Genomic DNA, 25,906 nt, shown 5'->3' with positions numbered 1-25,906 from the left:
ACCCCCTTCTTTTTTCTGCGAGTTTGGCGTTGCGCTTCAGGACTGAGAGCGGGCGCTGCTGGATGATTTTAATAATGGGCCACAAGGGCTGAACCGTTAGTCGCCGGAGGTCTAGGACCTCCGGCGCACCCAGCCGTCTCTCGAGACTCACCCATCAGCAGCCACGCCCGAAAAACTCGAAAAAATGAAAGAAGGGGTCCGGGGAATTCTTTCCCCGGCCTTCCCCCCTCCCTATCCGAAACCCTCACTTCAATTCCGACAGCAGGATGCTCGTCTCGGAATGCGTCACCGCCGGCAGGGCGCGGATTTCGGCGAGGACGTGATCCAGCGAGGCCAGGGTGGCGGTGTTGATTTCCGCCACCAGGTCCCAGCGCCCGTTGGTGGAATAGACGCGCCCGACATCCGGCAGCCGACGCAGGGCTGCGATGACCGCGCGCCCGTCGGCGGAGCGGACTTCGAGCGAGGTGATGGCCCGCACCTGCCCCAGCCCGGCGTCGCCACGCAGGCGGATGGTGAAGCCGGCCAGGATGCCCGCCTGCATCAGCCGCTGGATACGGTTCTGCACAGTGCCGCGGGAGGTGCCGAGATGCGCGGCGAGCGAGGCCGTCGGCAGCCGGCTGTTCTCCCGCAACAGGGTCAGCAGCTTGTGGTCCAGGTCATCCAGGCGGTCCATGCGTCATTCCGTCAGCGCCGGCTGGCAGATTGCCAGTCTTGACACCAAAATGCAGCAATCTTCTGTCTTTCCGTAAGCGCCCGCCCCGAGCACTCTGCCGGCCTTCTCGACGCTCTTGCTGGATGGAGAACGGAATGGACATGCTGGACACCCTCGGCGCCGCCCCGGCTGCCATGGCGAGCCGGGTGACGACCCTGCTGGGCATCCCGCTCGACCTCGGCTCCCACACCCCCGGCGCGCGCATGGGCCCGGCGGCCCTGCGCATCGCCGGCCTGGCGCCGCTGCTGCAGCAACTGGGCTGCACGGTGGAGGATGCCGGCGACCTCGCGCCCCCGCACCCCAAGGAATCCGGCCTGGCGCCGGAGGACGCGGCCGGCTGCCTGCACCTGGAGGAGGTGACGGCCTGGACGCGGCTGATCCATGACCATGCCTACGACCTCTCCGCCCGTGGCCGGCTGCCCATCTTCCTGGGCGGCGACCACGCGCTCTCCATGGGCAGCATCAGCGGCGTCGCCCGCCATTGCCAGGAACAGGGGCGTGAGCTGGCGGTGCTGTGGATCGACGCGCATGCCGATTTCAACACGCCGGAGACGACGCCGTCGCGCAACATGCACGGCATGCCGCTCTCCTTCCTGACCGGGGAGCCACGGTTGCGGCCGCTGCTCGGCGGCCGTCCGCTGGCGCCGCTGTCCTGCGGCAACATCCAGGTCTTCGGCGCCCGCTCGATCGACCTGGCGGAGCGGCGGCGGATCCGCGAGCTCGGCCTCGGCTGCACCGACATGCGTGCGATCGACGAGCATGGCGTGGCGGCGCTGCTGGGCGCGCTGATCGAGGAATGGCGGGAGCGCGACGTGCACCTGCATGTCAGCCTGGATGTCGATGTGCTGGACCCCTCCATCGCCCCCGGCGTCGGCACCACCGTGCCCGGCGGCGCCACCTACCGGGAGGCGCATCTGATGATGGAGATGCTGTGCGACAGCGGCCTGCTCGGCTCGCTCGACATCGTGGAACTGAACCCGTTCCTCGATGAGCGCGGCAAGAGCGCGCGCGTGCTGGTGGAACTGGTGGCCAGCCTGTTCGGCCGCACGGTGCTGGACCGCCGCCCGTCCCGCATCCGCGCCTTCTGAAGCATGATCGCCTGAGGTGGAATCACCAAAAGGCGTGAATCACACGATCAAACATAGGCCTCGAGTGTGCTCTGTGAAACGCATGTGAACACGCCACGCTCCAGGACGGATCGAGATCCGGCCTGGTGAGAGTAAGGCCGGGGAAGGAATTCCCCGGACCCCTTCTTTCTTTTGCCAGTTTTCGGAGGTGGCTGTGCGAATGGCTATCTTTTTAAACCCCGCCTGGGTCGAGCGGAAAGTCCATGACCTCCGTCGGCCAAGGGCTCAGCCCGCGCGGCCTTTCACACTCCAAAGGCTTCACTCGCAAGCCCTGAGCTCAACGCCAACTGACAGAAAAAAGATGGGGTCTCAGGGGAATTCTTTCCCCTGACCTTGCTTCTTCCCGCCCTCCCCATCACTGACCCGTAAACCCGTCAAAGAAACAGCAAGAAACGAGAAGCGCCATGTCACAGCCCACGGATTTCATCGAGATCGAACGCCGCCTCGGCGCGCATAACTACAAGCCGCTGGACGTGGTGCTGACGCGTGGCCAGGGCGTGTGGGTGGAGGATATCGACGGCCGCCGCTACCTGGATTGCCTGGCCGCCTATTCCGCCGTCAACCAGGGCCACTGCCACCCGCGCATCCTGAAGGCGCTGACGGACCAGGCCAGCCGGCTGACGCTCACCTCCCGCGCCTTCCGCAACGACCAGCTGGCGCTGTTCTACGAGGAGCTGGCGGTCCTCACCGGCTCCCACAAAGTGCTGCCGATGAACAGCGGCGCCGAGGCGGTGGAAACCGCCATCAAGGCCGTGCGGAAATGGGGCTACGAGGTGAAGGGCGTGCCGGCCGGCCAGGCCGAGATCGTCGTCTGCGCCGACAACTTCCACGGCCGCACCCTCGGCGTCATCTCCTTCTCCACCGACGAGGACGCGCGCGGCAATTTCGGCCCCTTCGCCCCCGGCTTCCGCGTGGTGCCCTTCGGCGACGCGGCGGCGCTGGAAGCCGCCATCACCGACAACACCGTGGCCTTCCTGGTCGAGCCTATCCAGGGCGAGGCCGGCGTCATCATCCCGCCCCCCGGCTATTTCCGCCAGGTACGGGAGATCTGCACCCGCCGCAACGTCACCCTGATCCTGGACGAGATCCAGACCGGCCTCGGCCGCACCGGCCGCCTGCTGGCAGAAGAGCATGAAGGCATCGAGGCCGACGTCACCCTCATCGGCAAGGCGCTCGGCGGCGGCTTCTATCCGGTCTCCGCCGTGCTCTCCAACACCGAGGTCCTGGGCGTGCTCAAGCCCGGCCAGCACGGCAGCACCTTCGGCGGCAACCCACTGGCCTGCGCCGTGGCGCGGGAAGCCCTGAAAGTGCTGGTGGAGGAAAACCTGATCGAGAACTCCGCCGCGCTCGGCGAGTATTTCCTGGAACAGCTGCGCGGCATCCGCAGCAACGTCATCCAGGAGATCCGTGGGCGCGGCCTGATGCTGGCCATGCAGTTCCACCCCGAAGCCGGCGGTGCCCGCCGCTACGTGGAAGCCCTGCGCCACCGCGGCCTGCTGGCCAAGGACACCCACGAACACACTATCCGCTTCGCCCCACCCCTGGTGATCACCCGCGCCGAAGTCGACTGGGCGCTGGAACAGATCCACGCCGTGCTGGCGGATTGATGGGTGGTGGGGGAAGATGAAGGGGAAGGCTGGGGAATGAATGCCCCAGACCCCTTCTTTTTTCTGCGAGTTTGGCGAGGCGCTTCAAGATAGAGAGCGGACGCTGTTTGATGATATTTATAAGGGGCCGTGCGGGCTGAACCGTCAGTCGCCGGAGGTCCAGGACCTCCGGCGCACCCAGCCGTTTCTCATGCCAGCCCCTCAACAGCCACGCCAAAAAAACTCGAAGAAAGAAAAGAAGGGGTCCGGGGAATTCTTTCCCCGGCCTTCCTTCCCCGCCCGCGCCACCCAACAAGCCTCAGGTAGAAACCCACCGCACCCCACATTGCGTGGCACCGATTTACGATCCGGTTGCGCCACCCGGCTAAAAAACCTTTGCCCCGGATGATACACTGGGGCGTGTCACGAGTTTCTTGGACACAGCCGATGGAGATGCGGGATGAGCCACGACAAAGACGCGCTGGAGCAACGGATTCGCGAACGGGCCTATGCCTTGTGGGACGCGGACGGGCAGCCGGACGGAACCCCGGATGAGTACTGGTACCGCGCGCATCGCGAGATGACGCAGCAGGGGGACGAGGCGCCCGGCAGTCTGGACGACCAGTTGGAGGACACCTTCCCCGCCAGCGACCCGCCCAGCGCGACGCAGCCGCACGCGGCCGAGGTGGACTGGCCGAAGGAGGCGAAGGCGCAGAAGGCACCCGCCCGGAAGCCGGCGGCGAAGAAGCCGGCCGAAGCGGCAGCCAAGCCCGCCGCCAAGGCCAAGCCGGAGGCTGCGGCGGTCCCGAAGCCCCGTGCCCGCAAGAAGGACGCCTGAGGAAGCCCCCTGATTGCACTGCGGGCGGGCCGCGCCGCCCGCCCCTAGCCCAGCCGGGCTTCCTGCAGCAGCAGCCGCGCCAGGGCCTTGACCTGGCGGGAGCGCTGGATGTCCGGCCGGAACAGCAGGAAGGCCTTGAAGGCCACGGCCGGGCGGAACGGCCGCAGCACCAGCCCGCGCTCGATGAAGCCCTCCGCCGCCGCCGGGTTGACCACGCCGACGCCGACGCCCTGCAACGCCAGGGCGCAGACGGTCATGGAGGCCGGGGTCTCCACCACCACCTGCGGGCGGCTGCCAGCGGCATCCAACAACTGCTCCAGCCGCTGCCGGGCCCGGTCCTCCGGCGCCAGGGCGATGAAGGCCTGGCCGTGCAGGTCGGCGGGGCCGATCTCAGCCAGCGCCGCCAGGGCGTGGCCGGCGGGCATGGCGCAGACCGCCTGCTCCTCCGGGCAGGCACGGTACGGGATGCCGGCCAGGTCCACCTCGTCCGCCGCGATGCCCAGGTCGAACTGGCCTGACGCCACCACCTCCCGCACCAGGGGGGAGGACATGACCTGCAGGGTGACGACGGTGCCCGGGTGCAGCCGGCGGAAGCCCCGCAGCGCCCTTGGCACCACGGTGGAGCCATAGGCCGCCAGGCTGGCCACGCGCAGGCTGCCGGAGCCGAAATCGCGGATGCGCGCCGCCGCCATGCGCAGCCGGTCCAGCCCGGTGAAGCTAGCGGCGACGTCGTGGTAGAATAGCTGCCCTTCCGGCGTCGGCCGCAGCCGGCCCCGCACCCGCTCGAACAACAGGAAGCCCAGCCCGTGCTCCAGCTCCGCCAGGGCACGGCTGACGGCAGGCTGGGTGATGCCGAGCAGCTCCGCGGCGCGGGAGGCCGACTGGCTCAGCATGATGGCCTGGTAGATTTCCAGCTGGCGGAAGTTCATCGCGGCCCCCGTTGGGCCACGCCCAGCCCATAACATTCATGCATGGAGCCATAGCGCCCGGTCAATTGTAGGCATGGCAACGCTGCCCGCACCCTGCCTCCGCCACCAGGAGGCCGCGAGCCATGCCCGACCCGACGCCGATGCACGACCTCACCCAGTGCGTGCGCCATCCCGCCGTCTCGCATGATGGCTTCGCCAGCCTGGCGGTGCCGACCTACCGTGCCTCCACCATCGTCTTCGACACGGCGGCGGACTACGCGCAGCGGCAGCAGCGCGGCCCGGACGGCTACACCTATGGCCTGCACGGCACGCCGACGACGCGCACCCTGGAAGCGCAGCTGACGGCGCTGCACCGGGGGGAGCGTACGGTGCTGCTGCCCTCCGGCCAGTCCGCCATCGCCATCACCCTGCTCACCGCCCTGCTGCCGGGTGAGCATGTGCTGATCCCGGATACCGCCTACCCGCCGGTGCGTGGCTTCTGCGTGAACTACCTCGAACCGCGCGGCATCGCCCACACCGTGTACGACCCCATGCTGGGCGCCGGCATCGCCGCGCTGATCCGGCCGGAGACGAAGCTGGTCTGGCTGGAATCCCCCGGCTCCACCACCATGGAGGTGCAGGACATCCCCGCCATCGCCGCCGCCGCGCACGCGGCGGGCGCGCTGGTCGGCTGCGACAACACATGGGCGACGCCGCTGCTGTTCAAGCCGCTCGACCACGGCGTGGACTTCGTGATGGAGGCGCTGACCAAGTATGTCGGCGGCCACTCGGATCTCCTGCTCGGCTCCGTCACGGTGCGGGACATCACGCTGCACCGCCGGCTGAAGGACACGATGCGGATGCTGGGCATCGGCATCGGCCCGGACGAAGCGGCGCTGGCGCTGCGGGGCATCGAGACGATGGGCGTCCGCCTGGCGCATGTCGGCCGCGTGGCGCTGGATTTCGCCAGCCGCGCCGCTTCCTTCGGCGCGGTGGAGCGCGTGCTGCACCCCGCCCTGCCCTCCTGCCCCGGGCACGAGTTCTGGAAGCGTGACTTCGCCGGCGCCAGCGGCGTCTTCAGCCTGGTTCTGAAGCCGGAGACGACGCCGCGCCTGGATGGCGCGCTCTCGGCCATGACGCGCTTCGGCATCGGCGCCTCCTGGGGCGGCACCCGCAGCCTGCTGGTGCCGATGCCGGTGCGGACGGACCGCGTGGCCGTGCCCTGGACGGAAACCGGGCTGATCCTGCGCGTCAGCATCGGCCTTGAGGATACCAACGAACTTTGGGACGACCTTTCCACCCTGCTGCGCGCGCTCGAAGCGCGCTGAGGAGCACGAGATGGCAATGTCCCGGATGCGCCTGCTGGCCCTCGCCCTGCTCGGCCTCGCCACGCTGCCCGCCGCTGCCATGGCGCAATCGACGGTGGACGTGGTGCGCGCGCGCGGCCATGTGCTGTGCGGCGGCAGCCAGGGCACCGTCGGCTTCGGCGCCGTCGATACGCGCGGCGAATGGCAGGGGCTGGACGTGGATACCTGCCGTGCCGTCGCCGCCGCCGTGCTGGGCGATGGGCGCCGCGCCCGCTTCATCCCCCTCTCCGGCCAGCAGCGGCTGATCGCGCTGCAATCGGGCGAGGTGGACGTGCTGCCCCGCACCACCACCTGGACCCTGCAGCGGGACGCCAACGGCGTGAACTTCACCGGCGCCAACTACTACGAATTCACCGGCGTGCTGATGCGGCGGGATACCGGCGTCACCGAGGTCACCGGCATGAAGGGCGCCTCCGTCTGCGTGCAGAGCGGCTCGACCACCGAGATCACCGTGGCCGATGCCTCCCGCGTCCATGCGCTGGAATTGCGGCCCGTGGTCTACGACCATACGGAAGCCACCCGCCAGGCCTTCTTCCAGGGCCGCTGCGATGCGCTGGTGACGGACGCCGCCGCGCTGGCCTCCATCCGCGCCACCCTGGCCAGCAACCCGGACGACTACGTGATCTTCCCGATCAACGACAAGCTGGAAGCCCTCGCCCCCTCCGTCCGCCATGGCGACGACCGGTGGTTCGACATCGTGAAATGGTCGTTCCAGGCCCTGGTGGTGGCGGAGCAACTCGGCATCACCCAGGCGAACGTGGAGACCATGCTGGCCTCCACCGACCCCACCATCCGCCGCTTCCTGGGCGTCGATCGCGGCAACGGCGCCGCGCTGGGTCTGGATGAGCGCTGGGCCTACACCATCGTCAAGCAGCTCGGCAACTACGCGGAGGTGTTCGAACGCAATGTCGGCGCCGGCAGCCCCCTGAAACTGGTGCGCGGCCACAACCGGCTGGCGCGCGATGGCGGGCTGATGTTTCCGCTCGCCTTCAACTGACGTTCGGGCGGCATAGAAAGGCCGGGGAAAGAATTCCCGGGGCCCCTTCTTTCGAGTTCCGCCATTCCGGCTGTTGGAAGCTTGGCTCTTGAAGCCCGGCTGGCGCGCCGGAGGTCCAGGACCTCCGGCGACTGAGGGTTCAGCCCCGCACGGCCATCTTATTCATCAGCTTTCGCAGCCCACGCTCTGAAGACCCACACCAGACTCGCAGAAAAAAGATGGGGGTCCGGGGGAATTCCTTCCCCCGGCCTTCCCCACCCAGAAAAGCCCTCAGCCCTGCGGCAGCACTTTGCCTTCCGGCTGCTTGTCGGTGAACACGCCTTCCGCGAAGGCTTCCTCCCACGTGCCGCTGGTGCTCGCCTTGGAATACTCCGTGGCGCGGCCTTCGAAGAAGTTCATGTGCTCGACCGCGTTCAGGATATCATCCAGCCAGGTCAGCGGGTTCTTCTCGATGTTGTACAGCGGCTCCAGCCCCAGCTGCTGCAGGCGGCGGTCGGCAATGAAGCGGATATACTGCTTCACCTCGGCGGCCGTCAGGCCCTCCACGCTGCCCATCTCGAACGCCAGGTCGATGAAGGCGTCCTCGTGGTGCACGATGGTGGAGCAGATGTCCTGCAGCTCCTGGCGCAGCTGCGGCGTCCAGATCTCCGGGTTCTCCTGCACGAAGGTGCGGAACAGCCGGATGACCGAGAGGCAGTGCAGCGTCTCGTCGCGCACGGACCACGTGACGATCTGCCCCATGCCCTTCATCTTGTTGAAGCGCGGGAAGTTCAGCAGGATGGCGAAGGACGCGAACAGCTGCAGGCCTTCGGTGAACGCGCCAAAGGCCGCCAGCGTCTTGGCGATCTCGTGCTTGCTGTCCATGCTGAAGGACTGCATGTAGTCGTACTTGTCCTTCATCTCCTTGTACTTGAGGAAGGCCGTGTACTCGACTTCCGGCATCCCGATGGTGTCGAGCAGGTGCGCGTAGGCCGCGATATGCACCGTCTCGATGTTCGAGAAAGCGGAGAGCATCATCAGCACTTCGGTCGGTTTGAAGACCTGGCTGTAATGCTTCATGTAGCAGTTGTTCACTTCCACGTCGGACTGCGTGAAGAAGCGAAAAATCTGCGTGACGAGGTTCTGCTCGCTGGCCGTCAGGTTCTTCTGCCAGTCCTTCACGTCGTCGGCCATCGGAACTTCTTCCGGCAGCCAGTGGACGCGTTGCTGCGTCATCCAGGCATCGTAGGCCCAGGGGTAGCGGAACGGCTTGTAGACGGGGTTGGCCGTCAGCAGGTCGAACTTGGTGGGGGCATCCGGGGTGGCGGACATCGGCGAAGTCTCCGGCAATGGCCCCCGCCGGCGGGCCGCGGGCAGCCCCACGACCGCGGCCGGCGGGCGGCGATGCCGCCGTCTTAACGGTGCCGCAGGGCCGGCGAAAGGCCTTTGGGCAAGCCGCTGATTCCACGCCGGATATACGGCGGCGGCCCAGCTTGGATGCCTCCGCCGAGTCGCATTCCGGGGTTGCGCGCGTCCCTTGCCGGGCTGGTTCTTGAGAGGGGCGCTGCCCCTCTCAAACTCTCCCCGCCAAAGGCCTGAGGCCTTTGGGAACCCGTCTGTGGGGGGTCCAACTACAGGTGAATCAGCCTTAAAGAACTGATTTTTAATAATTTTTCCATTGGAAGAACGCCCCCCCTACCAGCAGGGCATGATCCCAAACAAATCGCGGGTGCAGGGGATCGCATCCCCTGCCAGGGGAGCTCGAGGGGGCAGCGCCCCCTCGATCCCACCTCGTCCCTCAGCGTAGCCCCAGCGCCCGCATCACCTCGGCCACCTGCCGCTTCACCGGCTCGTCCAGGGGCAGGATGGGGCGCGGCGGCGCGGCATCGGTCAGCCCCAGCAGGTTGGCGGCGGCATACACCACGCGCAGGCTGCTATGGGCGATGAACAGGTCCCACAAGGGCTGCAGGGCGGCGTTCAACCGGCGTGCCTCCGCCGCGTCACCGGCGCGGGCGGCGCGCACCAGCTGCATCAGCGGCGCCGGGAACAGGCCGCCGACCACGCTGTACCAGGCCTCGCCGCCGGCCAGCAGCGCCTCGGTGGCCTTCCAGTCGCCGCTATAGCCGATGGAGAAGCCGGGCTTCACCCCCGCCCGTAACGCCGCCAGCTCCGCCTTCACCGCCGCCGCGTCCGGCGCCGGGTTCTTGACGGCGACGACGCCCGGCACCTGGCTCAGCCGCACGATCAGCTCGTTGCTGAAGGTGAAATGCGTGGTGCCCGGGTTGTTGTAGATCACCACCGGCAGGTCCACCGCGCGGGCCACGGTGGCGAAATGCTCGAACACCTCCGCCTCCGTCAGCGGGGTGTAGGAGACGGGGGCCAGCAGCACCGCATCCGCGCCCGCCGCCTTGGCATCCTGGCCATGGCGCACCGCATCGTCCGTCCGCAGCGCGCCGATGCCCACCAGCAGCGGCACCGCCCCGCCCAGCTCGGCCACCGCCGCTTCCACGGCACGGCGGCGCTCGGCCCGGTTCAGGTAGGCATAGGTGCCGGTGCTGCCCAGCAGGCCGATGGAATCCACCTCCGCATCCGCCAGGCGGCGCAGCAACCGGCGCAGGGCAGCGGTATCGACATGGCCCTGCGGGTCCGCCGGAGTGATCGGGAAGGCCGAGAGCCCCTGGAACTGCATCGTGGCGTCTCCTGCCATCATGGGAATGATCCTGCACTTCGTGGCCGGGAAAGCCAGCCTCCATGCGCCAGAACGGACCCTTTGGGGATTGGCATCTCAGCGTGAGGCAGGGAAAGCCGGGGAAGGAATTCCCCGGACCCCTTCTTTTTTCTGCGGTGTTTTTGGGGTGTGGCTGTGGGCGCGTCAGGCTGTTCAAACCCTGGCCGGGGCTACGCCTCCATCCATCGCCTTCGGTAAAGGCGGTTCGGCCGAGATGGGCCAAGATTTTCCACGCGGCTCCCCCGATACCCTGAAGCCCAACGCCAAACTCGCAGAAAAAAGAAGGGGTTTCAGGGGAATTCCTTCCCCTGACCTACCTCTCCCCTCCCTGGTCGAAGCCAATGGCGCCGCTCGCTCCACCCAGCCCCGGCACGCACCGGCCTTGCCGCCGCGCGGGCGCCGGGAAACAATGGTGGCCACACACGGTGGCCTCGCGGCGCCAGCACGAACAAAGGGTCAAACCCATTCCTACCACCCCGCCCCCGGCGGCGCCTGGCGCCGGCCGGGCCGCATGGCGTCGTCCGCCAGCCGTGCCATGCCGTTCCTGAGCAGCCGTTTCCTCAGCCAGGGCGGCAATGCCGCCGGCATCGCCATGATGCTGGCCGGCGTCATGCTCTTCGCCGTCAACGACACGCTGGGGAAGTGGCTGGTCGGCGCCTACACGGTCGGCCAGCTGCTGCTGGTGCGCAGCATCGCCGGGCTGTGCGTCATGGCGCCCTTCATCCACCGCGCCGGGCAGCACGCCTTCCTCGGCACCTCCCGCCCCTGGCTGCAATTGCTGCGGGTGGGCTTCTCCACCCTGGAATCCGCGCTGTTCTTCTGGGCACTCACCGCGCTGCCGCTGGCGGAGGTGATGACCTACTACATGGCCGGCCCCATCTACGTCACCGCGCTCTCCCCCTTCCTGCTGGGCGAGCATGTCGGCTGGCGGCGGTGGAGCGCGGTGGCCGTGGGCTTCGGCGGCGTGGTGCTGGCGCTGCACCCCTCGCCGGATTCGCTCTCGCTCGGCGCCGTCTGCGCCCTGGCCGGCAGCTTCTGCTACGCCTGCTTCATGGTGGTGACACGTAAGCTGGCCGGCACGCCCGGCACGGTGCTGATGACGGCGCAGCTGGTCGCCGCCCTGCTGTTCGGCCTCACCATGGTGCTGATCCAGGGCTGGACCCAGCCCGGGTGGATCGACCTGCTGCTGATGCTGTTCCTCGGCGTCGGCTCGCTTGGCGGCAATCTCTGCGTCAACCGCGCGCTGTGGCTGGCCCCGGCCTCGGTGGTGGTGCCCTACCAGTATACGCTGATCCTGTGGGGCATGCTGTTCGGCTACGTCTTCTTCGGCGAGATGATCGACGGCCTGACCATGGCCGGTGCGGCCATCATCATGGGCGCCGGGCTGTTCATCTTCCTGCGGGAGCAGCAACTGGGCAAAGGCAGGCAAGGCCATTGAGCACTGACGCGCCATTCCCCAGCCAGACGGCCGAACCCCGACTGACCGTCGCCCTGTGCACCCTGCCGGATGACGCCGCCCAGGGCCTGGACCACGCGCAGAAGCACCTGCCGCCGGCCCTGTTGCCCGGCATCCAGCGCTACCGCCGGGTGGAGGACCGCCTGGCCCGCGCCGCCGCCCGCCTGATGCTGCGCGCCATGCTGCGCCGCCTCGGCCACCACGGCGCGGCGTCGTTGGACGGCTGGCGGAACGACCCCGGCGGCCGCCCCTACCTGGAAGGCCGTCCGGTGGATTTCTCCATCAGCCATTCCGGCCGCTGGGTCGGCCTCGCCATCGGCCAGCAGTTGCGCGTCGGGCTGGACCTGGAGGAACGGCGCCCCGTCGCGCTAAAGGACTTCGCCCATATCCTGACCCCGGCGGAACAAGCCCGCATCGCCACGGAGCCGGACCCAGCCTCGGCGCTGCTGCTGGCCTGGTGCCTGCGGGAAGCCGTGCTGAAGGCCGATGGCACCGGCTTCATCCTGCCGGACGCCGCCATCCGCGCCATCGGCGAGGGCCACTTCCCCGGCGCCCGCCACTGGGAAACCCGGGCCCTGGCCCGCCCGGAAGGCTGCCTCGCCCTGGCCACCGATCGCCCCGCGGCCATCGAGGCCTGGCAGGAACTGAGCTGGGCGGACATCCTGGCCGGCGGGGCCGCGTAGAGCCCGGGCCGGGAACGCCTGCCCGGCATGCCTTACCGCGATTCAGCAGGAAGGCCGGGGAAGGAATTCCCCGGACCCCTTCTTTTTTTTGCGAGTCTTTTGGGATCGACGCTGTCGGTGTCTGCCTTCTTGATGTCAGGTCTACGCCGCATGAACGTTTGTGGTCTGCAGCGACAGCAGATAGTGCCATGGGATTCCTACTTAGGCTTCGCCAACCCACCCGACGCCCCGGCACCAAGGCGCTTCGCAACTCGCAGAAAAAAGAAGGGGTTTCAGGGGAATTCCTTCCCCTGACCTTCCCCAGGTCGCTCCAGCCGCGGCGATCACGCTCCGCTTATCCCGAAAAATCCCGCGCCCCCCGGAACTCCCGCCCCCCGGTCCTGCTTTCCTCACAAGTCCCGACGCCGACCGCGCAGGCACCGCATGGCAGGAGCCATCACATGCTGAACCCCGCATCGCCCCTGGCCCGCCTGATGGCCGCCCCGCCGCGCCCTGGCGAGATCGTCTGGATCGGCGTCAGGCCGGAGCGGCGGCAGGCGATGCAGCCTTTGGCCGAGGCCACCCTGGCGCCCACCACCGGCCTGGCCGGGGACCGCTACAGCAGCCGCACCAGCCGCTCCCGCCAGGTGACGCTGATCGGCGCGGAGAACCTCGCCGCCATCGCCAGCTACCTGGGACGGGACGGACTGGACCCAGCGCTGCTACGGCGGAACATCCTGGTACGCGGCATCAACCTGCTGGCGCTGAAGGGGCGGCGCATCCGCCTCGGCACCGCCATCCTGGAGATCACCGGGGAATGCCAACCCTGCTCCCGCATGGAGGAGGTGCTGGGCCCGGGCGGCTACAACGCCATGCGCGGCCAGGGCGGCATGACGGCGCGCATCGTCGAACCCGGGCACGCCGCGCCCGGCGCGCTGATCGAGCGGCTGGACGACGCCGTCCAGGATGGAGCAGGCTTCAACCCCGGGCAGCCACGCCAGGGAAAGAACCCTGCACAAAACCTCCTGATTTGATCCTGCAGCTCCTGCTGGCGGGTCTTCCCGCATGCTGCGGCAGCGTCAGCCTTCCCGATCCCAACCAGGGCCGCGCCAGAGCACTTTCCGTTCGCACCCGCTCAATCAGATGCTCCGGATCGTTGTTTTGAAAAACATCCACTCCATCAGGCGATTCCGCTGATAGAGATGCTTTCAAACACGCGCGCCTGCCAGCGTCGTAGGGCTCCGCAGCCCGTCCTCAAGCCCACCGCCAACGGACAGAAAAAAGATGGCGTAAACGTATACGTTTACGCAGGGAATTCCTTCCCCTGACCTTCCCTCCCCTTCGCCACCCCGCACACAAAAAAGCCCCGCCGGAAGGCGGGGCTTTGTCGTCACCGAAGCCTCGGGGCCAGCAACAGCCTCACTGGCAGGCCAGGCATTCCTCGTAATCCGTGCTCTCCGCCGGCGGCGCCACGGCGGTGGTCAGCGGCAGCACCGCTTCCAGGCTCTCGGCCAGCCCCAGCTTCGGCTGCACCGCCACCTTCTCGCTGATCGCGTCGGCGCGCTGGATGGACAGACTGCGGCAGTAGTAGAGCGACTTCACGCCCTTCTTCCACGCCTGGAAGTGAATCTGGTGCAGGTCGCGCTTATGCACGTCCGCAGGCAGGAACAGGTTCACCGACTGGCTCTGGCAGATATAGGGCGTGCGGTCGGCCGCGTGCTCCACCACCCAGCGCTGGTCCAGCTCGAACGCGGTCTTGAACACCGCCTTCTCCTGCTCGTCCAGGAAATCCAGGTGCTGCACGCTGCCCTTGTTGACGGTGATGGAGGTCCAGGTCTCCTCGTCATCACGCCCGTGCTTCGCCAGCACCTTCTTCAGCGACGGGTTGCGCACGATGAAGCTGCCGGACAGCGTCTTGTGGTTGTACACATTGGCCGCGATCGGCTCGATGCCGGGCGAGGCGCCACCGCAGATGATGCTGATCGACGCCGTCGGCGCGATCGCCATCTTGTTCGAGAAACGCTCGTTGAACCCGTATTCGGCGGCGTCCGGGCACGGCCCGCGCTCATCGGCCAGCACCTTGCTGGCGACGTCGGCCTGGGCGCGGATGTGCTTGAACATCCGCGTGTTCCACACCTTCGCGATCACGCTCTCGAACGGCACGTTCTGCGCCTGCAGGAAGGAGTGGAACCCCATCACGCCGAGGCCGACGGAGCGCTCGCGCATCGCGCTGTACTTGGCGCGCGCCATGCTGTCCGGCGCCGTGTCGATGAAGTTCTGCAGGACATTGTCCAGGAACCGCATGACGTCGGGGATGAAGTCCTTGTCGTCCTTCCACTCCGCCCAGGTCTCGAGGTTCAGGGAGGACAGGCAGCAGACGGCGGTGCGGTCCTCGCCATGTTGGTCGCGCCCGGTCGGCAGCATGATCTCGGCGCAGAGGTTGGAGGTCTTGATCTCCAGCCCGGCCAGCTTCTGGTGCTCGGGCCGCGCGTTGTTCGCGTGGTCGGAATTGATGATGTACGGCTCGCCGGTCTCGATCCGCGCCATCAGGATGCGGATCCACAGCCCGCGGGCCGAGATCTTGCGGACGATGGCGCCATCCTTGGGCGAGGTCAGCGCCCATTCCTCGTCGGCTTCCACCGCGCGCATGAAGGCGTCCGGCACCAGCACGCCGTGGTGCAGGTTCAGCGCCTTGCGGTTGGGGTCGCCGCCGGTCGGGCGCCGCAGGTCGATGAATTCCTCGATCTCGGGGTGGGAGACCGGCAGGTACACCGCCGCCGAGCCACGGCGCAGGGAACCCTGGCTGATCGCCAGCGTCAGGCTGTCCATCACCCGGATGAAGGGGATGATGCCGCTGGTCTTGCCGTTCTGGCCGACCTTCTCGCCGATCGAGCGGAGGTTGCCCCAGTAGGAGCCGATGCCGCCGCCCTTGCTGGCCAGCCAGACATTCTCGTTCCACAGGCCGACGATGCCATCCAGGCTGTCATTGGCCTCGTTCAGGAAGCAGCTGATCGGCAGGCCACGCGTGGTGCCGCCGTTGGAGAGCACGGGCGTCGCCGGCATGAACCACAGCTTGCTGATGTAGTCGTAGATGCGCTGCGCATGCGCCGTATCGTCGCCATAGGCGCTGGCGACGCGGGCGAACAGGTCCTGGTAGGACTCGCCCGGCAGCAGGTAGCGGTCGTCGAGGGTCGCCTTGCCGAAATCCGTCAGCAGCGCATCGCGGGAACGGTCCAGGCGAACCTGGCTGTGGCCTTCGAGCTGAACGGCATCGAACACGGCGGGTAATCCTCGAAGTCTGAATGTAGAGAACCGGCGGGGCCGGCAGGCCGCAGATTTGCACCGTGGCCGTCACGCCATCAACACCAGATTTAGGCCCGGGATGCACCCGAACCCCCACTTCTTGCGATAAGCCGCTTTCACCCACAGGCGGGAAGTGGCTGCTACTGGCCGCTTTTCAGCACCTGTCCACAGGCCTGTGCCCCGCTCAGGGGGCTGCAACTTTTTCTTCACTCATGCCGCCGGGCAACACCCGGCTCGGCAGCAGCTCGCCATGCCGTTCCAGCACCGGGTAGGCGGCGGCGGCCACCACGTGGCTGTTGATCTGCTTGATATCCCTGAACAAATCCAAATGCAGCGCACTGGCCCCCACCGAGTCCGGCTGGCCGGAGCGCAACCGCGCCAGATGGCTGCGGGTCGCCTCGCCCTCCACCTCCCGGAACACCGCCTTCTCCTCAGCCAGCAGCCGGGCGGCGCGCGGGTCCTCCGTCATGAACAGGGAGGCGGCAAGGCGCAGATTGGCGGTCAGCCGGTCCAGCAGCCGCCGCACCTCCTCCAGGCTACCCTCCGGCACCGGCTGGCCCTGCTTCCACAGCTCCCCGGCATGCGGCAGCAGGATGCGCCGGGCGACGCTGCCGGCCTGGTCCATCTGCGTGACGAAGGTGACGATCTCCTGCAGCCGGCGGTGGTCCGCCTCGCTCAGCGACTCCGTGTCCAGCGCCGCCAGGTAGCTGCGGATGGCGATGGCCAGCCGGCTCAGCACGTCGTCCAGCTCCTTGGTGCCCTGGGGCGGGCGGCGGGCGCCCAGCGCCTCCTTCGCGCCGGCCAGCAGCTCCTCCAGCACATCGGCCATGCGCAGCGCCTCCCGCGCCGCGCTGCCCAGCGCCACCACCGGCACCTCCCGCGCCACCGGGTCCAGGTAGAGCGGCCGGGCGGGGTCGGCCGCCGCCGCGCGGTCCGGCAACCAGCGCCGCAACAGGGTGGCGTAGGGCGCCAGCAGCGGCAGGAAGGCAGCGGCCAACAGCAGGTTGAAGCCGGTATGGAACAGCGCCACGGCGCGGGCGGGGTCCCCCATCGTGGCCTCCATCCAGCCGGAGAGCCAGGGCAGCAGCGGCAGCGCCACCACCAGCCCGGCCACCCGGTTCAGCAGGTTGCCCAGCGGCATCCGGCGCGCCGCCGGGTCCTCCCGCCCGCCGCCTTCCAGCAGCGGGTTGGCGGCACTGCCCAGATTGGCCCCCAGCACCAGCGCGAAGGCGGCCTCCTGCGTCACGATGCCATGGCTGGCCAGGGACATCACCAGCAGCACCACCGCCACCGAGGAATGCATTGCCCAGGTGAGCACCGCCGCCAGCAGCACATCCACCAGCGGCACGACCGAGACCAGCCGCAGCAACTCCCGCAGGGTGGAGGAGCTCTCCAGCGGCGCCATCAGCTCCAGCAACTGCCGCAGCGCCAGCAGCATCAACCCCAGCCCGATCACCGCCCGCCCCAGATCATGCGCCGTGGAGCCCGGCGGGCGGCGGAACAGCACGAACCCCACCAGCACCAGCAGCGGCGAGACGAAGGCGATGTCGAAGGACAGCACCTGCACGATCAGCGTGGTGCCGACATTGGCCCCCAGCATCACCGCCAGCGCCGGCACCAGCCCCACCAGCCCGCGCCCGGCGAAGCCCGCCACCATCAGCCCGGTGGCCGTGCTGCTCTGCAACGCCGCCGTCACGCCCATGCCAGCCAGGAAGGCCTTCACCCGGTTGCTCAGCGCCTGGCCCAGCAGCACCCGCAGCCGGGGGCCGAAGGCGCGCTGCACCCCGGTCTGCACCATCCGCGTCCCCCACAGCAGCAGGGCGATGGAACCGGCCAGGCCAATCAGGGCAATGACAAAGGACATGGTCGAACGCTCTCCGGACTGGCGACGCGGCCAGCACGCCAAGGCGGCGGATTATGACACTTCGATGACAGCGTAGCGACTGGGCGGCGCGACATACCCGCCGATCGACATTCGGGGCTGAAACAGGAAGGGACGGTCAGGGGAATGAATTCCCCTGAAACCCCATCTTTTTTTCTGTTGGGTGGCGTCACGCCCCAGACTGGGGGTGGACGCTTCTGGCCATTAAAAATGGGTCACTAAGGCTGAACCGCCCGCCGCAGCGGTCCTGATCTCCGGCGTCCGCCAGTTAAAAAAGACTGAGATTTCCACAGCACAACCGCGAGAATCGCAGAAAAAAGATGGGCCCGGAAAATCCGTTTCGCTGCCTGCTGCCTCATCCCCCGTCTGGCCGCAGGGCCATGATTTCCGCAAGTTGTGCCAGCCGGAGGCGTGAATCACACGGCCTGACAAAGCCCCGAAGCGTGCCCGACGAACGCACATGAACAGATCCCGCTCCACGCGGCCAAGCCGACCGAGGGCCAGGGACAAGACGCTCCCCGGCAGCACCCACGCGGCGGGCCCTACCCTATCGGCCAAGCCGCGCCGCATCGCCGCGACGCGGCCATCGGGCCACGCAAGCGCGCCAGCCCGCCCACCATGCCAGCGCCAGCAACAGCAGCCAGGCCAGCAGGCCCAGCGGCCAGGCATCCTCCAGCGCGCGCAGGACGGCGCGGACATCCGGCGGGGTGCCGCTATCGGTCACCAGCGCCATCACGCCCAGGGCAAACAGGGACAGCGCCGTGGCCGCCAGCGCGCCAGGCAATTGCCGCAGCGCCCGGCCGGACCACCGGCCATGCCGCCACCGGACCCAGCCCATGGCGGCCAGCACCACCGCCACCGCCACCCCGCCCAGGCCGCAGGTGACCAGCAGCGTCAGCAGGACCAGGATACCGGACAGATCCAACACGAACCTCATGCGCCAAAGCGCAGGCATAACATTCTACCCCCGCCCCGTACCCATCACGAGGCAAAGAGGCACGGCGGCGGCAAGGCCACGGAGTGGGCCCGCCCCACCGGATGAGCCGCGTGGACCAGATGCCCTCCGCGCCCGTTTCGCCCTGGCCCGCCGCCCACGCCCCCGCCATTCCCAACCAAGCCACCCCGTTGACCCCTCCGGCCCCGCCATGGCAGGCAAGGCGCATGCACCAGCTCAACGCCGCCCAGATCCCGGTCACGCCCTTCCAGCAGAACTGCGCCCTGATCTGGGATGCCGAGACCGGGCGCGGCACCGTGATCGACCCGGGCGGCGACGTGCCGCGCATCCTGGCGGCGCTGGACCAGGCGAAGTTCACCGTGGACCGTATCCTGCTCACCCACGGCCACCTGGACCACGCCGGCGGCGCCGCCGCGCTGAAGCGCGAACTGGAAGCCCGGCAGGGCGGGACCGTGCCGATCGAGGGCCCCGACCAGCGCGACGCCTTCCTGCTGGAAGGCCTGGCCGAACAAGGCGCGCGCTTCGGCATCGAGGGGCTGGAAAACGTCACCCCCGACCGCTGGCTGGCGGAAGGCGAGACCATCTCCATCGCCGGCCAGGACTTCGCGGTGCTGCACTGCCCCGGCCACACGCCCGGCCACCTCGCCTTCGTCTCCACCGCCCTCGGCGTCGCGGTGGTGGGGGACGTCCTCTTCCGCGGCTCCGTCGGGCGCACCGACTTCCCCTATGGCGACACCGCCGCGCTGATCGCCGCCATCCAGGACAAGCTGCTGCCGCTGGGCGACGACATCCGCTTCCTCTGCGGCCACGGCCCGGGCTCCACCTTCGGCGAGGAACGGCAGTCCAATCCGTTTCTCAAGGCGGATCGGCGGGCGGGTTGAAGGTAAGGCTGGGGAAGGAATTCCCCAGACCCCTTCTTTTTTCTGCGAGTCTTCCGGGGGGTTTTGCGGCGGGGACAGTCCTTTGGGGCCAAGATGCATGGCCTCCGGCGGACCAGCCCGCAGCCCCATCAAATCGCCACCCCTCCACCCTGCAGCACAAACCCAAACCGCAGAAAAAAGATGGGGTCCAGGGGAATTCCTTCCCCTGGCCTTTACTCCTTCGCCTGCATCTCGATCGGCGTTGGAACATGCCCGCCACAGCGGGATGCGGCAGCCACGCCCCCACCTTTGGTTCGGTCGCGCGATTCGCATGTCCAACCGGATCAACCCGCGTCGATCACACGCCAACCTCCAGGCCCACAGCCCGCACCGCGTTTGACGCATGCCCGCGCGGTGCGATGATGCGCGGAACATCACCGCCAGCCCTGATCCAGGAGCCTTCCCCCATGGCCGAAGCCCTCGCCGAGCAATTGATCGAGCGATTCTTTCGCTACCTCGCGGTCGAGAGCCAGAGCAACGCGAAGGCCGCCACCGTGCCGAGCACGCCCGGCCAGCGCCAGCTGGCGGAACTGCTGAAGGCGGAGCTGGAGGCGCTGGGCCTCTCCGACATCCACCTGGACGCGCACAGCATCCTCACCGCCCGGCTGCCGGGCACGGTGCCGGACGCAGCCTGCATCGGCTTCGTCACGCATCTGGACACGGTCGATGTCGGCCTGTCCCCGCATGTCCGGCCCCAGCGCCTGGCCTTCGATGGCGGCGACCTGCTGCTGAATGCGGCGGAAGACCTCTGGCTCCGCGTCGCCGAGCATCCGGAAATCCTGCCGTATAAGGGACAGGAGATCCTGGTGGGCGACGGCACCAGCGTGCTGGGCGCGGACAACAAGGCCGCCGTCGCCGTCGTGATGACGCTGATGGCCCGGCTGCGGCACAGCACCGCGCCGCGCGGCGACATCATCGTCGCCTTCGTGCCGGATGAGGAGATCGGCCTGCGCGGCGCCAAGGTGATGGACCTGGCGCGCTTCCCCGTCGCCTTCGCCTACACGATCGATTGCTGCGAGCGCGGCGAGGTCGTCTACGAGACCTTCAACGCCGCCAACGTCACCGTGGAGATCACCGGCGTCACCGCCCACCCCATGGCGGCCAAGGGCGTGCTGGTGAACCCCATCCTGGTCGCGACCGAGCTGGTGCGGCAGTTCGACCCGATGCAGACGCCGGAACAGACCGAGGGGCGCGAAGGCTACTGGTGGTGCAACGGCATCTCCGGCAACCAAAGCGCCGCGCAATTGCAAATCTCCATCCGCGACCATGACGGCGCCCGTTTCGCGCAGCGCAAGGCCTTCGTGGCGGAGGCGGTGGAAGCCCTCCGCGCCCGCCACGCGCGGGCCCGCATCGAATGCCGGATCGAGGACAGCTACCAGAATATCGACGCCGCGCTGGGCAACGACCGGCATTGCGTCGAGCTGATCTTCCAGGCGCTGCGGGAGATGGACATCGCCCCCAAGGTCATCGCCATGCGCGGCGGCACCGACGGCTCCGCCCTTTCCGCCCGCGGCGTGCCCACGCCCAACTACTTCACCGGCGCGCACAACTTCCACTCGCGCTTCGAATTCCTGCCAGTGAATTCCTTCGTGGATTCCTACACCCTGACCGAGCGGCTCTGTGCCCTGGCGGCCCAGCCGCGCCAGGATGGCTAAAGACGCCATCGCTTAAGAAGGCCGGGGAAGGAATTCCCCGGACCCCTTCTTCTTTTTGCGGGTCTTGCGTGCTGGCCATTGCCGGCATCGGCCTTTTCACCGCAAGGCCTGCATCGCGTCAAAGCGCCATAACCTCAGCGACGCCGCACGCAACGCGCGGGACTATAAAATCCCATCAACCTCCCCCACCCAGCGCCCGCTCCACCGCCAAGCCCACCCCAAACCCGCAGAAAAAAGAAGGGGTTTCAGGGGAATTCATTCCCTGACCTTCCCCGCCCCAAACCATCGGTCCCCTGCCGGAAAAGCCCCCCCCCCGCAACGCCGCACCCCAGGGAACCCCCGCCCAAACGCGGCCTTCACTGTGCGCGCAGCCGCACGGCCCGTACGGACCGCCCCCCATTATCGCGCGGCGACGGAGCCCCTAACTCAGGTTGGTACAAGGAGGACCGTCCATGGTCAGTACCGCACAACCTGCCACCTTCAAGCTCGGCGACCGCATGGTGAAGCGCCTCGGCTACGGCGCCATGCAGCTTGCCGGCCCCGGCGTCTTCGGCCCGCCGAAGGATCATGCCGCGGCGCTGGCCGTGCTGCGCGACGCCGTCGCCCAGGGCGTCAACCACATCGACACCAGCGACTTCTACGGCCCGCACGTCACCAACCGCCTCATCCGAGAGGCGCTGGCGCCCTATCCGGACGACCTGGTCCTGGTCACCAAGATCGGCGCCCGACGTGGCGAGGATGCCTCCTGGCTCCCTGCCTTCTCGCCGGAGGAGCTGGCCCGGGCGGTACACGACAACCTGCGCAACCTGGGGCTGGAGGTGCTGGAGGTCGTCAACCTGCGCATCATGTTCAGCGCGCACGGCCCCGCCGAGGGCTCGATCGAGGCACCGCTCACCGCGCTGGCCGAGTTGCAGCGCCAAGGGCTGGTCCGCCATATCGGCCTCAGCAACGTCACCCCGGCGCAAGTCGCCCAGGGCCGTGGCATCTGCGAGATCGCCTGCGTGCAGAACCAGTACAACCTGGTGCATCGCGGCGATAACGGCCTGATCGACGCTCTCGCCCGCGACGGCATTCCCTACGTGCCGTTCTTCCCGCTCGGCGGCTTCAGCCCGCTGCAATCAGCGGACTTGTCCGATGTGGCCGCGCGTATCGGTGCCACGCCGATGCAGGTGGCGCTCGCCTGGCTGCTCCGCCGCTCGCCCAATATCCTGCTGATCCCCGGCACCTCGTCCGTCGTTCATCTGCGGGAGAATCTGGCCGCCGGCACGCTGGAGCTGACGGAGGAGACGATGGCGCAGCTGGACCGGATCGGCACCCCGGCCCAGACATGACCAAGGCGGCATGACCCGGGCGGCCTGACGGCGGGGCCGGGCGGCCAAGGCACCGCCCGCCCCATTGAAATCCACCACCCCGCTGCAACCACCCGCCATGTAAAACGCTCCCTTTACATGACAGTCACAGACAAGTGGGCGGAGATCGTCACGGGCGCCGCCGGGGCGTTCGAGGCCGGGGGCTTCCGCGGCCTTGGCGTCGACCAGGTGCTGGCCCCCTCCGGCGCCTCCACCCGCACGCTCTACAAGCATTTCGGCTCCAAGGACGGCCTCGTCCTGGCGGTGCTGGAGGACCGGCACCAGCGCTTCATGGCACGGCTCGACGCCGCGCCCGGCGGCGGGGACGCGGTGGCCGCCCTGTTCGCCACGCTGCGCCAATGGCTGGCGGAACATGGCGCGCGCGGCTGCATGCTGCTGCGCGCCCGCGCCGAATACGCGGCGGCCAGCGATGCCGTCGTCACCCTCGTCCACCGGCAGAAGCAGGCGTTCCGCCACGCCATCGCCCAACGCGTCGCCACCGCGCTCGGGCGGCAGGACGACCGGCTGGCGACGCAGATCTGGCTGTTGTTCGAGGGCGCGACCGCCGCCGCCAGCGTCGCCGACCTCACGGTGGTGGATGCGGCGGAGGCCGCCGCCGCCAGCCTGCTCGCCGCCGCGCGGGGCACGCTGTGAGGGGCGGCCGCAACCTGGTCCTGGCCGCCTTCGCACTGACGGCGCTGTCCTACGGCCTGGCCCGCTTCGCCTACGGCCTGCTGCTGCCGCAGATCCGCGCGGAGCTCTCGCTCAGCGCGGCGGCGGCCGGGTGGATCGGCGGCAGTGCCTTCGCCGCCTATTGCGCCGGCATCATCCTGGCCGCCTTCGCCAGTTCCAGGCTGGGCGAACGCCGGGTGGCCGTGCTGGCGGGCCTCGCCGCCACCGCCGGCCTCGCCCTCGTCGCCCTCGCCGCCGCCACGCCGATGCTGGCCGGCGCCATGGCGCTGGCCGGGCTCAGCACTGGCCTCACCTCGCCGCCGCTGGCCTCCGCCGTCGCGCGGCGGTTCGATGCCCCCGCCCGCCCCCGCGCCAATGGCCTGATCAATGCCGGCACGGCGGCGGGCATCGTCCTCTCCGGCATCGCCGCGCTCTCCTTCGCGGCAGCGTGGCGCCAGCTCTACGTGCTGTTCGCTTTGCTCGGCGTGGCGGTCAGCATCTGGCTGTGGTTCGCCCTGCCGCCCGGCCGCCCGGCGCGGCAGGCGCCGCGCGCGCCGTTCCAGCCGCTGCGCCAGCCGGGCCTCGCCGGGCTGTGCGGCGCCGCCTTCCTGATGGGCGCATCCAGCACCGCCATCTGGACCTTCGGTGCCGATCTCCTGCGCAGCGAGCTGCAGTTTTCCGAAGCGCGCATCGCACTTGCATGGGTCGCGCTCGGCCTCGGCGGCCTCGCCGGTGGCCTGACGGGAGCATTCGCCGCGCGCCTCGGGCTGGGCCTGCTGCACCGCCTGGCGCTGTCCGGCATGGTGCTGTGCTACCTCATGGTCATGGCCGCCCCGGCGGCACCGATTCTGGCCTTCGCGGCGATGGCGCTGTTCGGCACCGCCTATATCGTCTCCAGCGGCGTCCTGCTGCTTCGCGGCACCGCGCTGCTGCCGCAGCGGCCGGATCTCGGGCTCGGCATCCCGTTCCTCTCCGTCGCCATCGGCCAGACCGTCGGCGCGCCGCTGTTCGGCGCGGTGCTGGGCGCGGCCGGCGCCCAGGCCGCGCTGTCGCTCTCCGCCGCGCTGGCTGGCGGGGCGATGGCCTGGGGCATGCGGGGCGCATCCCGGCCGGCGTGCCTCAGCGCCGCCAGCGGCCCATCCCCTGCTCGTTGAAGAATTCGATGGTGAAGCCCGTCACCCGCCCCCCCTCCCGCACGAAGCGGACGGAGGAGAGCGAGCCCTTCGGCGCATTCTCGCCAGTGGCGGCCAGCGCGAAGACATCGCCATCCCAATGGGCCAGCGGAAACCGCATCCCGCGCGGCCCGAGCACGAGCGTCACGCCCGCCTCCGCCGCCACGATCTCCGCCCGGCCGAAATAGGCATTGTCGTAGCGCCCGGCGAGGGACTCCGCCGGCGGCGCGGGCTGCGGCGCCGCCGGCGGCGTGGCGCCCGCCAGGTCGCCGACAGCGTCGTACATACTGCCCATCACCCCGTGATAGGCGACGAACCAGTCGCGAACCGGCGCGCCGAACTCCACCATGTCCAGGAACGTCGCCGTCACCGCCTCCGCCGCCCCGACCGGCCCGCCATTGGTCAGCACGACAATGCCGAGATCGGCCGAGGGCACCATCTGGAAGCTGGTCCCGGCGCCGACCAGGAAGGCGCCGGAATGGCCCATCGCCGTCCGCCCGCCAGCCCGTACGCCGACATTGAAGCCGTAGCCATAGAAGCCCGGCCGCGCCGCCGGCGAATGCGGCGGTGAGTTGGAAGCCTGCGGTTGCAACGCGGGCAGCAGCGCCGCCTCCGTCAGCCGGGGCTGCTGCCCCTCGCGGTCCCGTCGCAGCAGCAGCTTCACCCACTCCGCCAGATCCACCACGGTGGAGGAGACGCCCCCCGCCGGGGCCTGCGCGTCGGGGTCACGGTCGTATAGCGGCTGGAAGCGCCCGTCCTGCCACACATGCAGCACCGCCCGGTTCTCCCGCGCCAGGAAGTCCGCGTGGCGCGTGCTGGTCGCGCGCATGCCCAGCGGCCGGAACAGCACCTGCTCCGCCAGCGCGTCCCACCCCATGCCGGACGCCGCGGCCACCGCCTCCGCCCCGATCGTGAAGCCGAAATTGGCGTAGTGGTAGGAACGGCGGAACGGGCCGAGCGGCACCAGCGCCAGCCGCGCGATGATATCGCCCCGCCCGTAGCCCAGATCCTCCAGCTCGTCCCCGATGGTGGCCGGCAGGCCGCTCCGGTGCGCCAGGAAGTCGCCGATGGTCGCATGGGCGGTGACATAAGGGTCGCTCAACCGCAGCCCGCTGAGGTAGCGCGCCGCCAGGTCGTCCCAGGACACCACCCCGGCCGCCACCTGCGCCGCCACGATCGTCGCCGTGATGGGCTTGGAGAGCGAGGCGACCTGGAACACCGTCCCCGGCTCCACCGCCGCCGCCTTGCCCAGTTCCCGGACGCCATACCCGGCCGAGAACACCGTCCGCCCGCCCTGCACCACGGCCACCGCCGCGCCGGGCACGCCGCTGCGGCGCAGGATGCCGGTCACCGTCTCCGGCAGGCTGGCCAGTGCCCGCTCCAGCCCGCCCGGCGCCAGGCGCACCGCATCCTCGGGCGGCGCGGCACCCAGCTGGACCTCGGCCGGCTGCGCCAGCGCCGCCCCGGCCAGGCCGAGGATGCAGCACACCGCCACCGCCGGCAGGCGGCGAAAGGGGACAGGGACGCTCACGGATGGCTTCTCCCGGCAATGCGCGCCGCCGCGTGGCCGCCGCGCGCTGTTCAGCGAAGGTTCCGGCACGCTTGCACAGCTTCAGCGCCACCGCGACAGGAATGGCA

Annotated in this window: 21 protein-coding genes; 13 read left to right on the top strand and 8 right to left on the bottom strand. The window is 68.9% G+C overall.

The window, feature by feature from the left end:
- Window positions 1–244 precede the first annotated feature (244 nt).
- The gene (locus tag IBL26_RS14740; RefSeq protein ID WP_187785258.1) at window positions 245–673 is read right to left on the bottom strand and encodes an Lrp/AsnC family transcriptional regulator; all 429 of its coding nucleotides are present in this window, start codon (window positions 671–673) and stop codon (window positions 245–247) included.
- A 134-nt stretch (window positions 674–807) separates the two neighbouring features.
- Between IBL26_RS14740 and rocF the strand changes: the two genes are divergently transcribed.
- The 3 genes from rocF to IBL26_RS14725 all read left to right on the top strand — a co-directional run bounded on the left by rocF (window position 808) and on the right by IBL26_RS14725 (window position 4,263).
- Window positions 808–1,800, top strand: a complete 993-nt coding sequence (rocF, locus tag IBL26_RS14735) for an arginase (RefSeq protein WP_187785257.1) — start codon at window positions 808–810, stop codon at window positions 1,798–1,800.
- Window positions 1,801–2,243: 443 nt separating this feature from the next.
- On the top strand, window positions 2,244–3,446 hold the full coding sequence (gene rocD, locus IBL26_RS14730) for an ornithine--oxo-acid transaminase (RefSeq protein ID WP_187785256.1): 1,203 nt from the start codon (window positions 2,244–2,246) through the stop codon (window positions 3,444–3,446).
- 439 nt (window positions 3,447–3,885) lie between these two features.
- Window positions 3,886–4,263 (top strand): DUF2934 domain-containing protein, encoded by a 378-nt coding sequence (locus IBL26_RS14725; RefSeq protein ID WP_187785255.1) that lies wholly within the window; start codon window positions 3,886–3,888, stop codon window positions 4,261–4,263.
- 44 nt (window positions 4,264–4,307) lie between these two features.
- Here IBL26_RS14725 and IBL26_RS14720 read toward each other — a convergent pair whose 3' ends face one another.
- Window positions 4,308–5,192, bottom strand: a complete 885-nt coding sequence (locus tag IBL26_RS14720; RefSeq protein WP_187785254.1) for a LysR substrate-binding domain-containing protein — start codon at window positions 5,190–5,192, stop codon at window positions 4,308–4,310.
- A 122-nt stretch (window positions 5,193–5,314) separates the two neighbouring features.
- Between IBL26_RS14720 and metC the strand changes: the two genes are divergently transcribed.
- Together metC and IBL26_RS14710 are read left to right on the top strand one after the other, a co-directional pair.
- Window positions 5,315–6,499 carry a cystathionine beta-lyase gene (gene metC, locus IBL26_RS14715; RefSeq protein WP_241749393.1) on the top strand — a complete coding sequence of 395 codons (1,185 nt, stop codon included), beginning with the start codon at window positions 5,315–5,317 and terminating at the stop codon, window positions 6,497–6,499.
- Window positions 6,500–6,509: 10 nt separating this feature from the next.
- Entirely contained in the window at window positions 6,510–7,535 is a 1,026-nt protein-coding gene (locus IBL26_RS14710) for an amino acid ABC transporter substrate-binding protein (RefSeq protein ID WP_241749392.1), read from the top strand.
- A 270-nt stretch (window positions 7,536–7,805) separates the two neighbouring features.
- Here IBL26_RS14710 and IBL26_RS14705 read toward each other — a convergent pair whose 3' ends face one another.
- Together IBL26_RS14705 and IBL26_RS14700 are read right to left on the bottom strand one after the other, a co-directional pair.
- A complete protein-coding gene (locus IBL26_RS14705) occupies window positions 7,806–8,846 on the bottom strand; it encodes a ribonucleotide-diphosphate reductase subunit beta (RefSeq protein WP_187785253.1) in 1,041 nt (346 codons plus the stop codon).
- Between the two features lie 466 nt (window positions 8,847–9,312).
- Window positions 9,313–10,224 carry a dihydrodipicolinate synthase family protein gene (locus IBL26_RS14700; protein ID WP_241749390.1) on the bottom strand — a complete coding sequence of 304 codons (912 nt, stop codon included), beginning with the start codon at window positions 10,222–10,224 and terminating at the stop codon, window positions 9,313–9,315.
- Window positions 10,225–10,753: 529 nt separating this feature from the next.
- On the opposite strand from IBL26_RS14700, the gene IBL26_RS14695 reads away from it, so the two are divergent.
- From IBL26_RS14695 to IBL26_RS14685, 3 genes are all read left to right on the top strand, one after another.
- Entirely contained in the window at window positions 10,754–11,680 is a 927-nt protein-coding gene (locus tag IBL26_RS14695; RefSeq protein ID WP_241749388.1) for a DMT family transporter, read from the top strand.
- The gene (locus IBL26_RS14690) at window positions 11,677–12,381 is read left to right on the top strand and encodes a 4'-phosphopantetheinyl transferase family protein (protein WP_187785252.1); all 705 of its coding nucleotides are present in this window, start codon (window positions 11,677–11,679) and stop codon (window positions 12,379–12,381) included. The genes IBL26_RS14695 and IBL26_RS14690 overlap by 4 nt, the downstream gene beginning before the upstream one ends.
- Window positions 12,382–12,821: 440 nt before the next feature.
- Window positions 12,822–13,394 (top strand): MOSC domain-containing protein, encoded by a 573-nt coding sequence (locus IBL26_RS14685; protein WP_206684235.1) that lies wholly within the window; start codon window positions 12,822–12,824, stop codon window positions 13,392–13,394.
- A 385-nt stretch (window positions 13,395–13,779) separates the two neighbouring features.
- Here IBL26_RS14685 and IBL26_RS14680 read toward each other — a convergent pair whose 3' ends face one another.
- The 3 genes from IBL26_RS14680 to IBL26_RS14670 all read right to left on the bottom strand — a co-directional run bounded on the left by IBL26_RS14680 (window position 13,780) and on the right by IBL26_RS14670 (window position 18,482).
- A complete protein-coding gene (locus IBL26_RS14680; RefSeq protein WP_187785251.1) occupies window positions 13,780–15,639 on the bottom strand; it encodes a ribonucleoside-diphosphate reductase subunit alpha in 1,860 nt (619 codons plus the stop codon).
- A gap of 208 nt (window positions 15,640–15,847) precedes the next feature.
- Window positions 15,848–17,527, bottom strand: a complete 1,680-nt coding sequence (locus IBL26_RS25935) for a Na/Pi cotransporter family protein (protein ID WP_187785250.1) — start codon at window positions 17,525–17,527, stop codon at window positions 15,848–15,850.
- A 565-nt stretch (window positions 17,528–18,092) separates the two neighbouring features.
- Complete coding sequence (locus tag IBL26_RS14670; RefSeq protein ID WP_187785249.1) at window positions 18,093–18,482, bottom strand: hypothetical protein; 390 nt, start codon at window positions 18,480–18,482, stop codon at window positions 18,093–18,095.
- Between the two features lie 224 nt (window positions 18,483–18,706).
- Between IBL26_RS14670 and IBL26_RS14665 the strand changes: the two genes are divergently transcribed.
- From IBL26_RS14665 to IBL26_RS14645, 5 genes are all read left to right on the top strand, one after another.
- On the top strand, window positions 18,707–19,381 hold the full coding sequence (locus IBL26_RS14665; protein WP_187785248.1) for an MBL fold metallo-hydrolase: 675 nt from the start codon (window positions 18,707–18,709) through the stop codon (window positions 19,379–19,381).
- A 446-nt stretch (window positions 19,382–19,827) separates the two neighbouring features.
- On the top strand, window positions 19,828–21,075 hold the full coding sequence (pepT, locus tag IBL26_RS14660) for a peptidase T (protein WP_187785247.1): 1,248 nt from the start codon (window positions 19,828–19,830) through the stop codon (window positions 21,073–21,075).
- Between the two features lie 452 nt (window positions 21,076–21,527).
- On the top strand, window positions 21,528–22,406 hold the full coding sequence (locus IBL26_RS14655) for an aldo/keto reductase family oxidoreductase (RefSeq protein WP_187785246.1): 879 nt from the start codon (window positions 21,528–21,530) through the stop codon (window positions 22,404–22,406).
- A gap of 117 nt (window positions 22,407–22,523) precedes the next feature.
- Window positions 22,524–23,078, top strand: a complete 555-nt coding sequence (locus IBL26_RS14650; protein WP_187785245.1) for a TetR/AcrR family transcriptional regulator — start codon at window positions 22,524–22,526, stop codon at window positions 23,076–23,078.
- Entirely contained in the window at window positions 23,075–24,250 is a 1,176-nt protein-coding gene (locus tag IBL26_RS14645; protein ID WP_187785244.1) for an MFS transporter, read from the top strand. The genes IBL26_RS14650 and IBL26_RS14645 overlap by 4 nt, the downstream gene beginning before the upstream one ends.
- On the opposite strand, the gene IBL26_RS14640 is transcribed toward IBL26_RS14645, so the two are convergent.
- Window positions 24,216–25,799: a serine hydrolase gene (locus IBL26_RS14640; protein WP_206684234.1), complete on the bottom strand. Its 1,584-nt coding sequence runs from the start codon at window positions 25,797–25,799 to the stop codon at window positions 24,216–24,218. The two genes, IBL26_RS14645 and IBL26_RS14640, sit on opposite strands and share 35 nt — an antisense overlap.
- Window positions 25,800–25,906: the final 107 nt, after the last annotated feature.

This window comes from Teichococcus aerophilus (genome assembly GCF_014490485.1).
GTDB lineage: Bacteria > Pseudomonadota > Alphaproteobacteria > Acetobacterales > Acetobacteraceae > Pseudoroseomonas > Pseudoroseomonas aerophila.
This window is presented reverse-complemented; position numbering and strand designations above follow the sequence as displayed.

What these genes read in the sequence shown, in the direction of transcription:
- IBL26_RS14665 (WP_187785248.1), top strand. Translation starts at nt 18,707, where the DNA reads ATGCACCAGCTCAACGCCGCCCAGATCCCGGTCACGCCCTTCCAGCAG.
- IBL26_RS25935 (WP_187785250.1), bottom strand. Translation starts at nt 17,527, where the DNA reads ATGTCCTTTGTCATTGCCCTGATTGGCCTGGCCGGTTCCATCGCCCTG.
- IBL26_RS14725 (WP_187785255.1), top strand. Translation starts at nt 3,886, where the DNA reads ATGAGCCACGACAAAGACGCGCTGGAGCAACGGATTCGCGAACGGGCC.
- IBL26_RS14740 (WP_187785258.1), bottom strand. Translation starts at nt 673, where the DNA reads ATGGACCGCCTGGATGACCTGGACCACAAGCTGCTGACCCTGTTGCGG.
- IBL26_RS14710 (WP_241749392.1), top strand. Translation starts at nt 6,510, where the DNA reads ATGGCAATGTCCCGGATGCGCCTGCTGGCCCTCGCCCTGCTCGGCCTC.
- IBL26_RS14720 (WP_187785254.1), bottom strand. Translation starts at nt 5,192, where the DNA reads ATGAACTTCCGCCAGCTGGAAATCTACCAGGCCATCATGCTGAGCCAG.
- IBL26_RS14685 (WP_206684235.1), top strand. Translation starts at nt 12,822, where the DNA reads ATGCTGAACCCCGCATCGCCCCTGGCCCGCCTGATGGCCGCCCCGCCG.
- rocF (WP_187785257.1), top strand. Translation starts at nt 808, where the DNA reads ATGGACATGCTGGACACCCTCGGCGCCGCCCCGGCTGCCATGGCGAGC.
- IBL26_RS14705 (WP_187785253.1), bottom strand. Translation starts at nt 8,846, where the DNA reads ATGTCCGCCACCCCGGATGCCCCCACCAAGTTCGACCTGCTGACGGCC.
- IBL26_RS14670 (WP_187785249.1), bottom strand. Translation starts at nt 18,482, where the DNA reads ATGAGGTTCGTGTTGGATCTGTCCGGTATCCTGGTCCTGCTGACGCTG.
- IBL26_RS14700 (WP_241749390.1), bottom strand. Translation starts at nt 10,224, where the DNA reads ATGATGGCAGGAGACGCCACGATGCAGTTCCAGGGGCTCTCGGCCTTC.
- pepT (WP_187785247.1), top strand. Translation starts at nt 19,828, where the DNA reads ATGGCCGAAGCCCTCGCCGAGCAATTGATCGAGCGATTCTTTCGCTAC.
- metC (WP_241749393.1), top strand. Translation starts at nt 5,315, where the DNA reads ATGCCCGACCCGACGCCGATGCACGACCTCACCCAGTGCGTGCGCCAT.
- IBL26_RS14695 (WP_241749388.1), top strand. Translation starts at nt 10,754, where the DNA reads ATGGCGTCGTCCGCCAGCCGTGCCATGCCGTTCCTGAGCAGCCGTTTC.
- IBL26_RS14655 (WP_187785246.1), top strand. Translation starts at nt 21,528, where the DNA reads ATGGTCAGTACCGCACAACCTGCCACCTTCAAGCTCGGCGACCGCATG.
- rocD (WP_187785256.1), top strand. Translation starts at nt 2,244, where the DNA reads ATGTCACAGCCCACGGATTTCATCGAGATCGAACGCCGCCTCGGCGCG.
- IBL26_RS14650 (WP_187785245.1), top strand. Translation starts at nt 22,524, where the DNA reads ATGACAGTCACAGACAAGTGGGCGGAGATCGTCACGGGCGCCGCCGGG.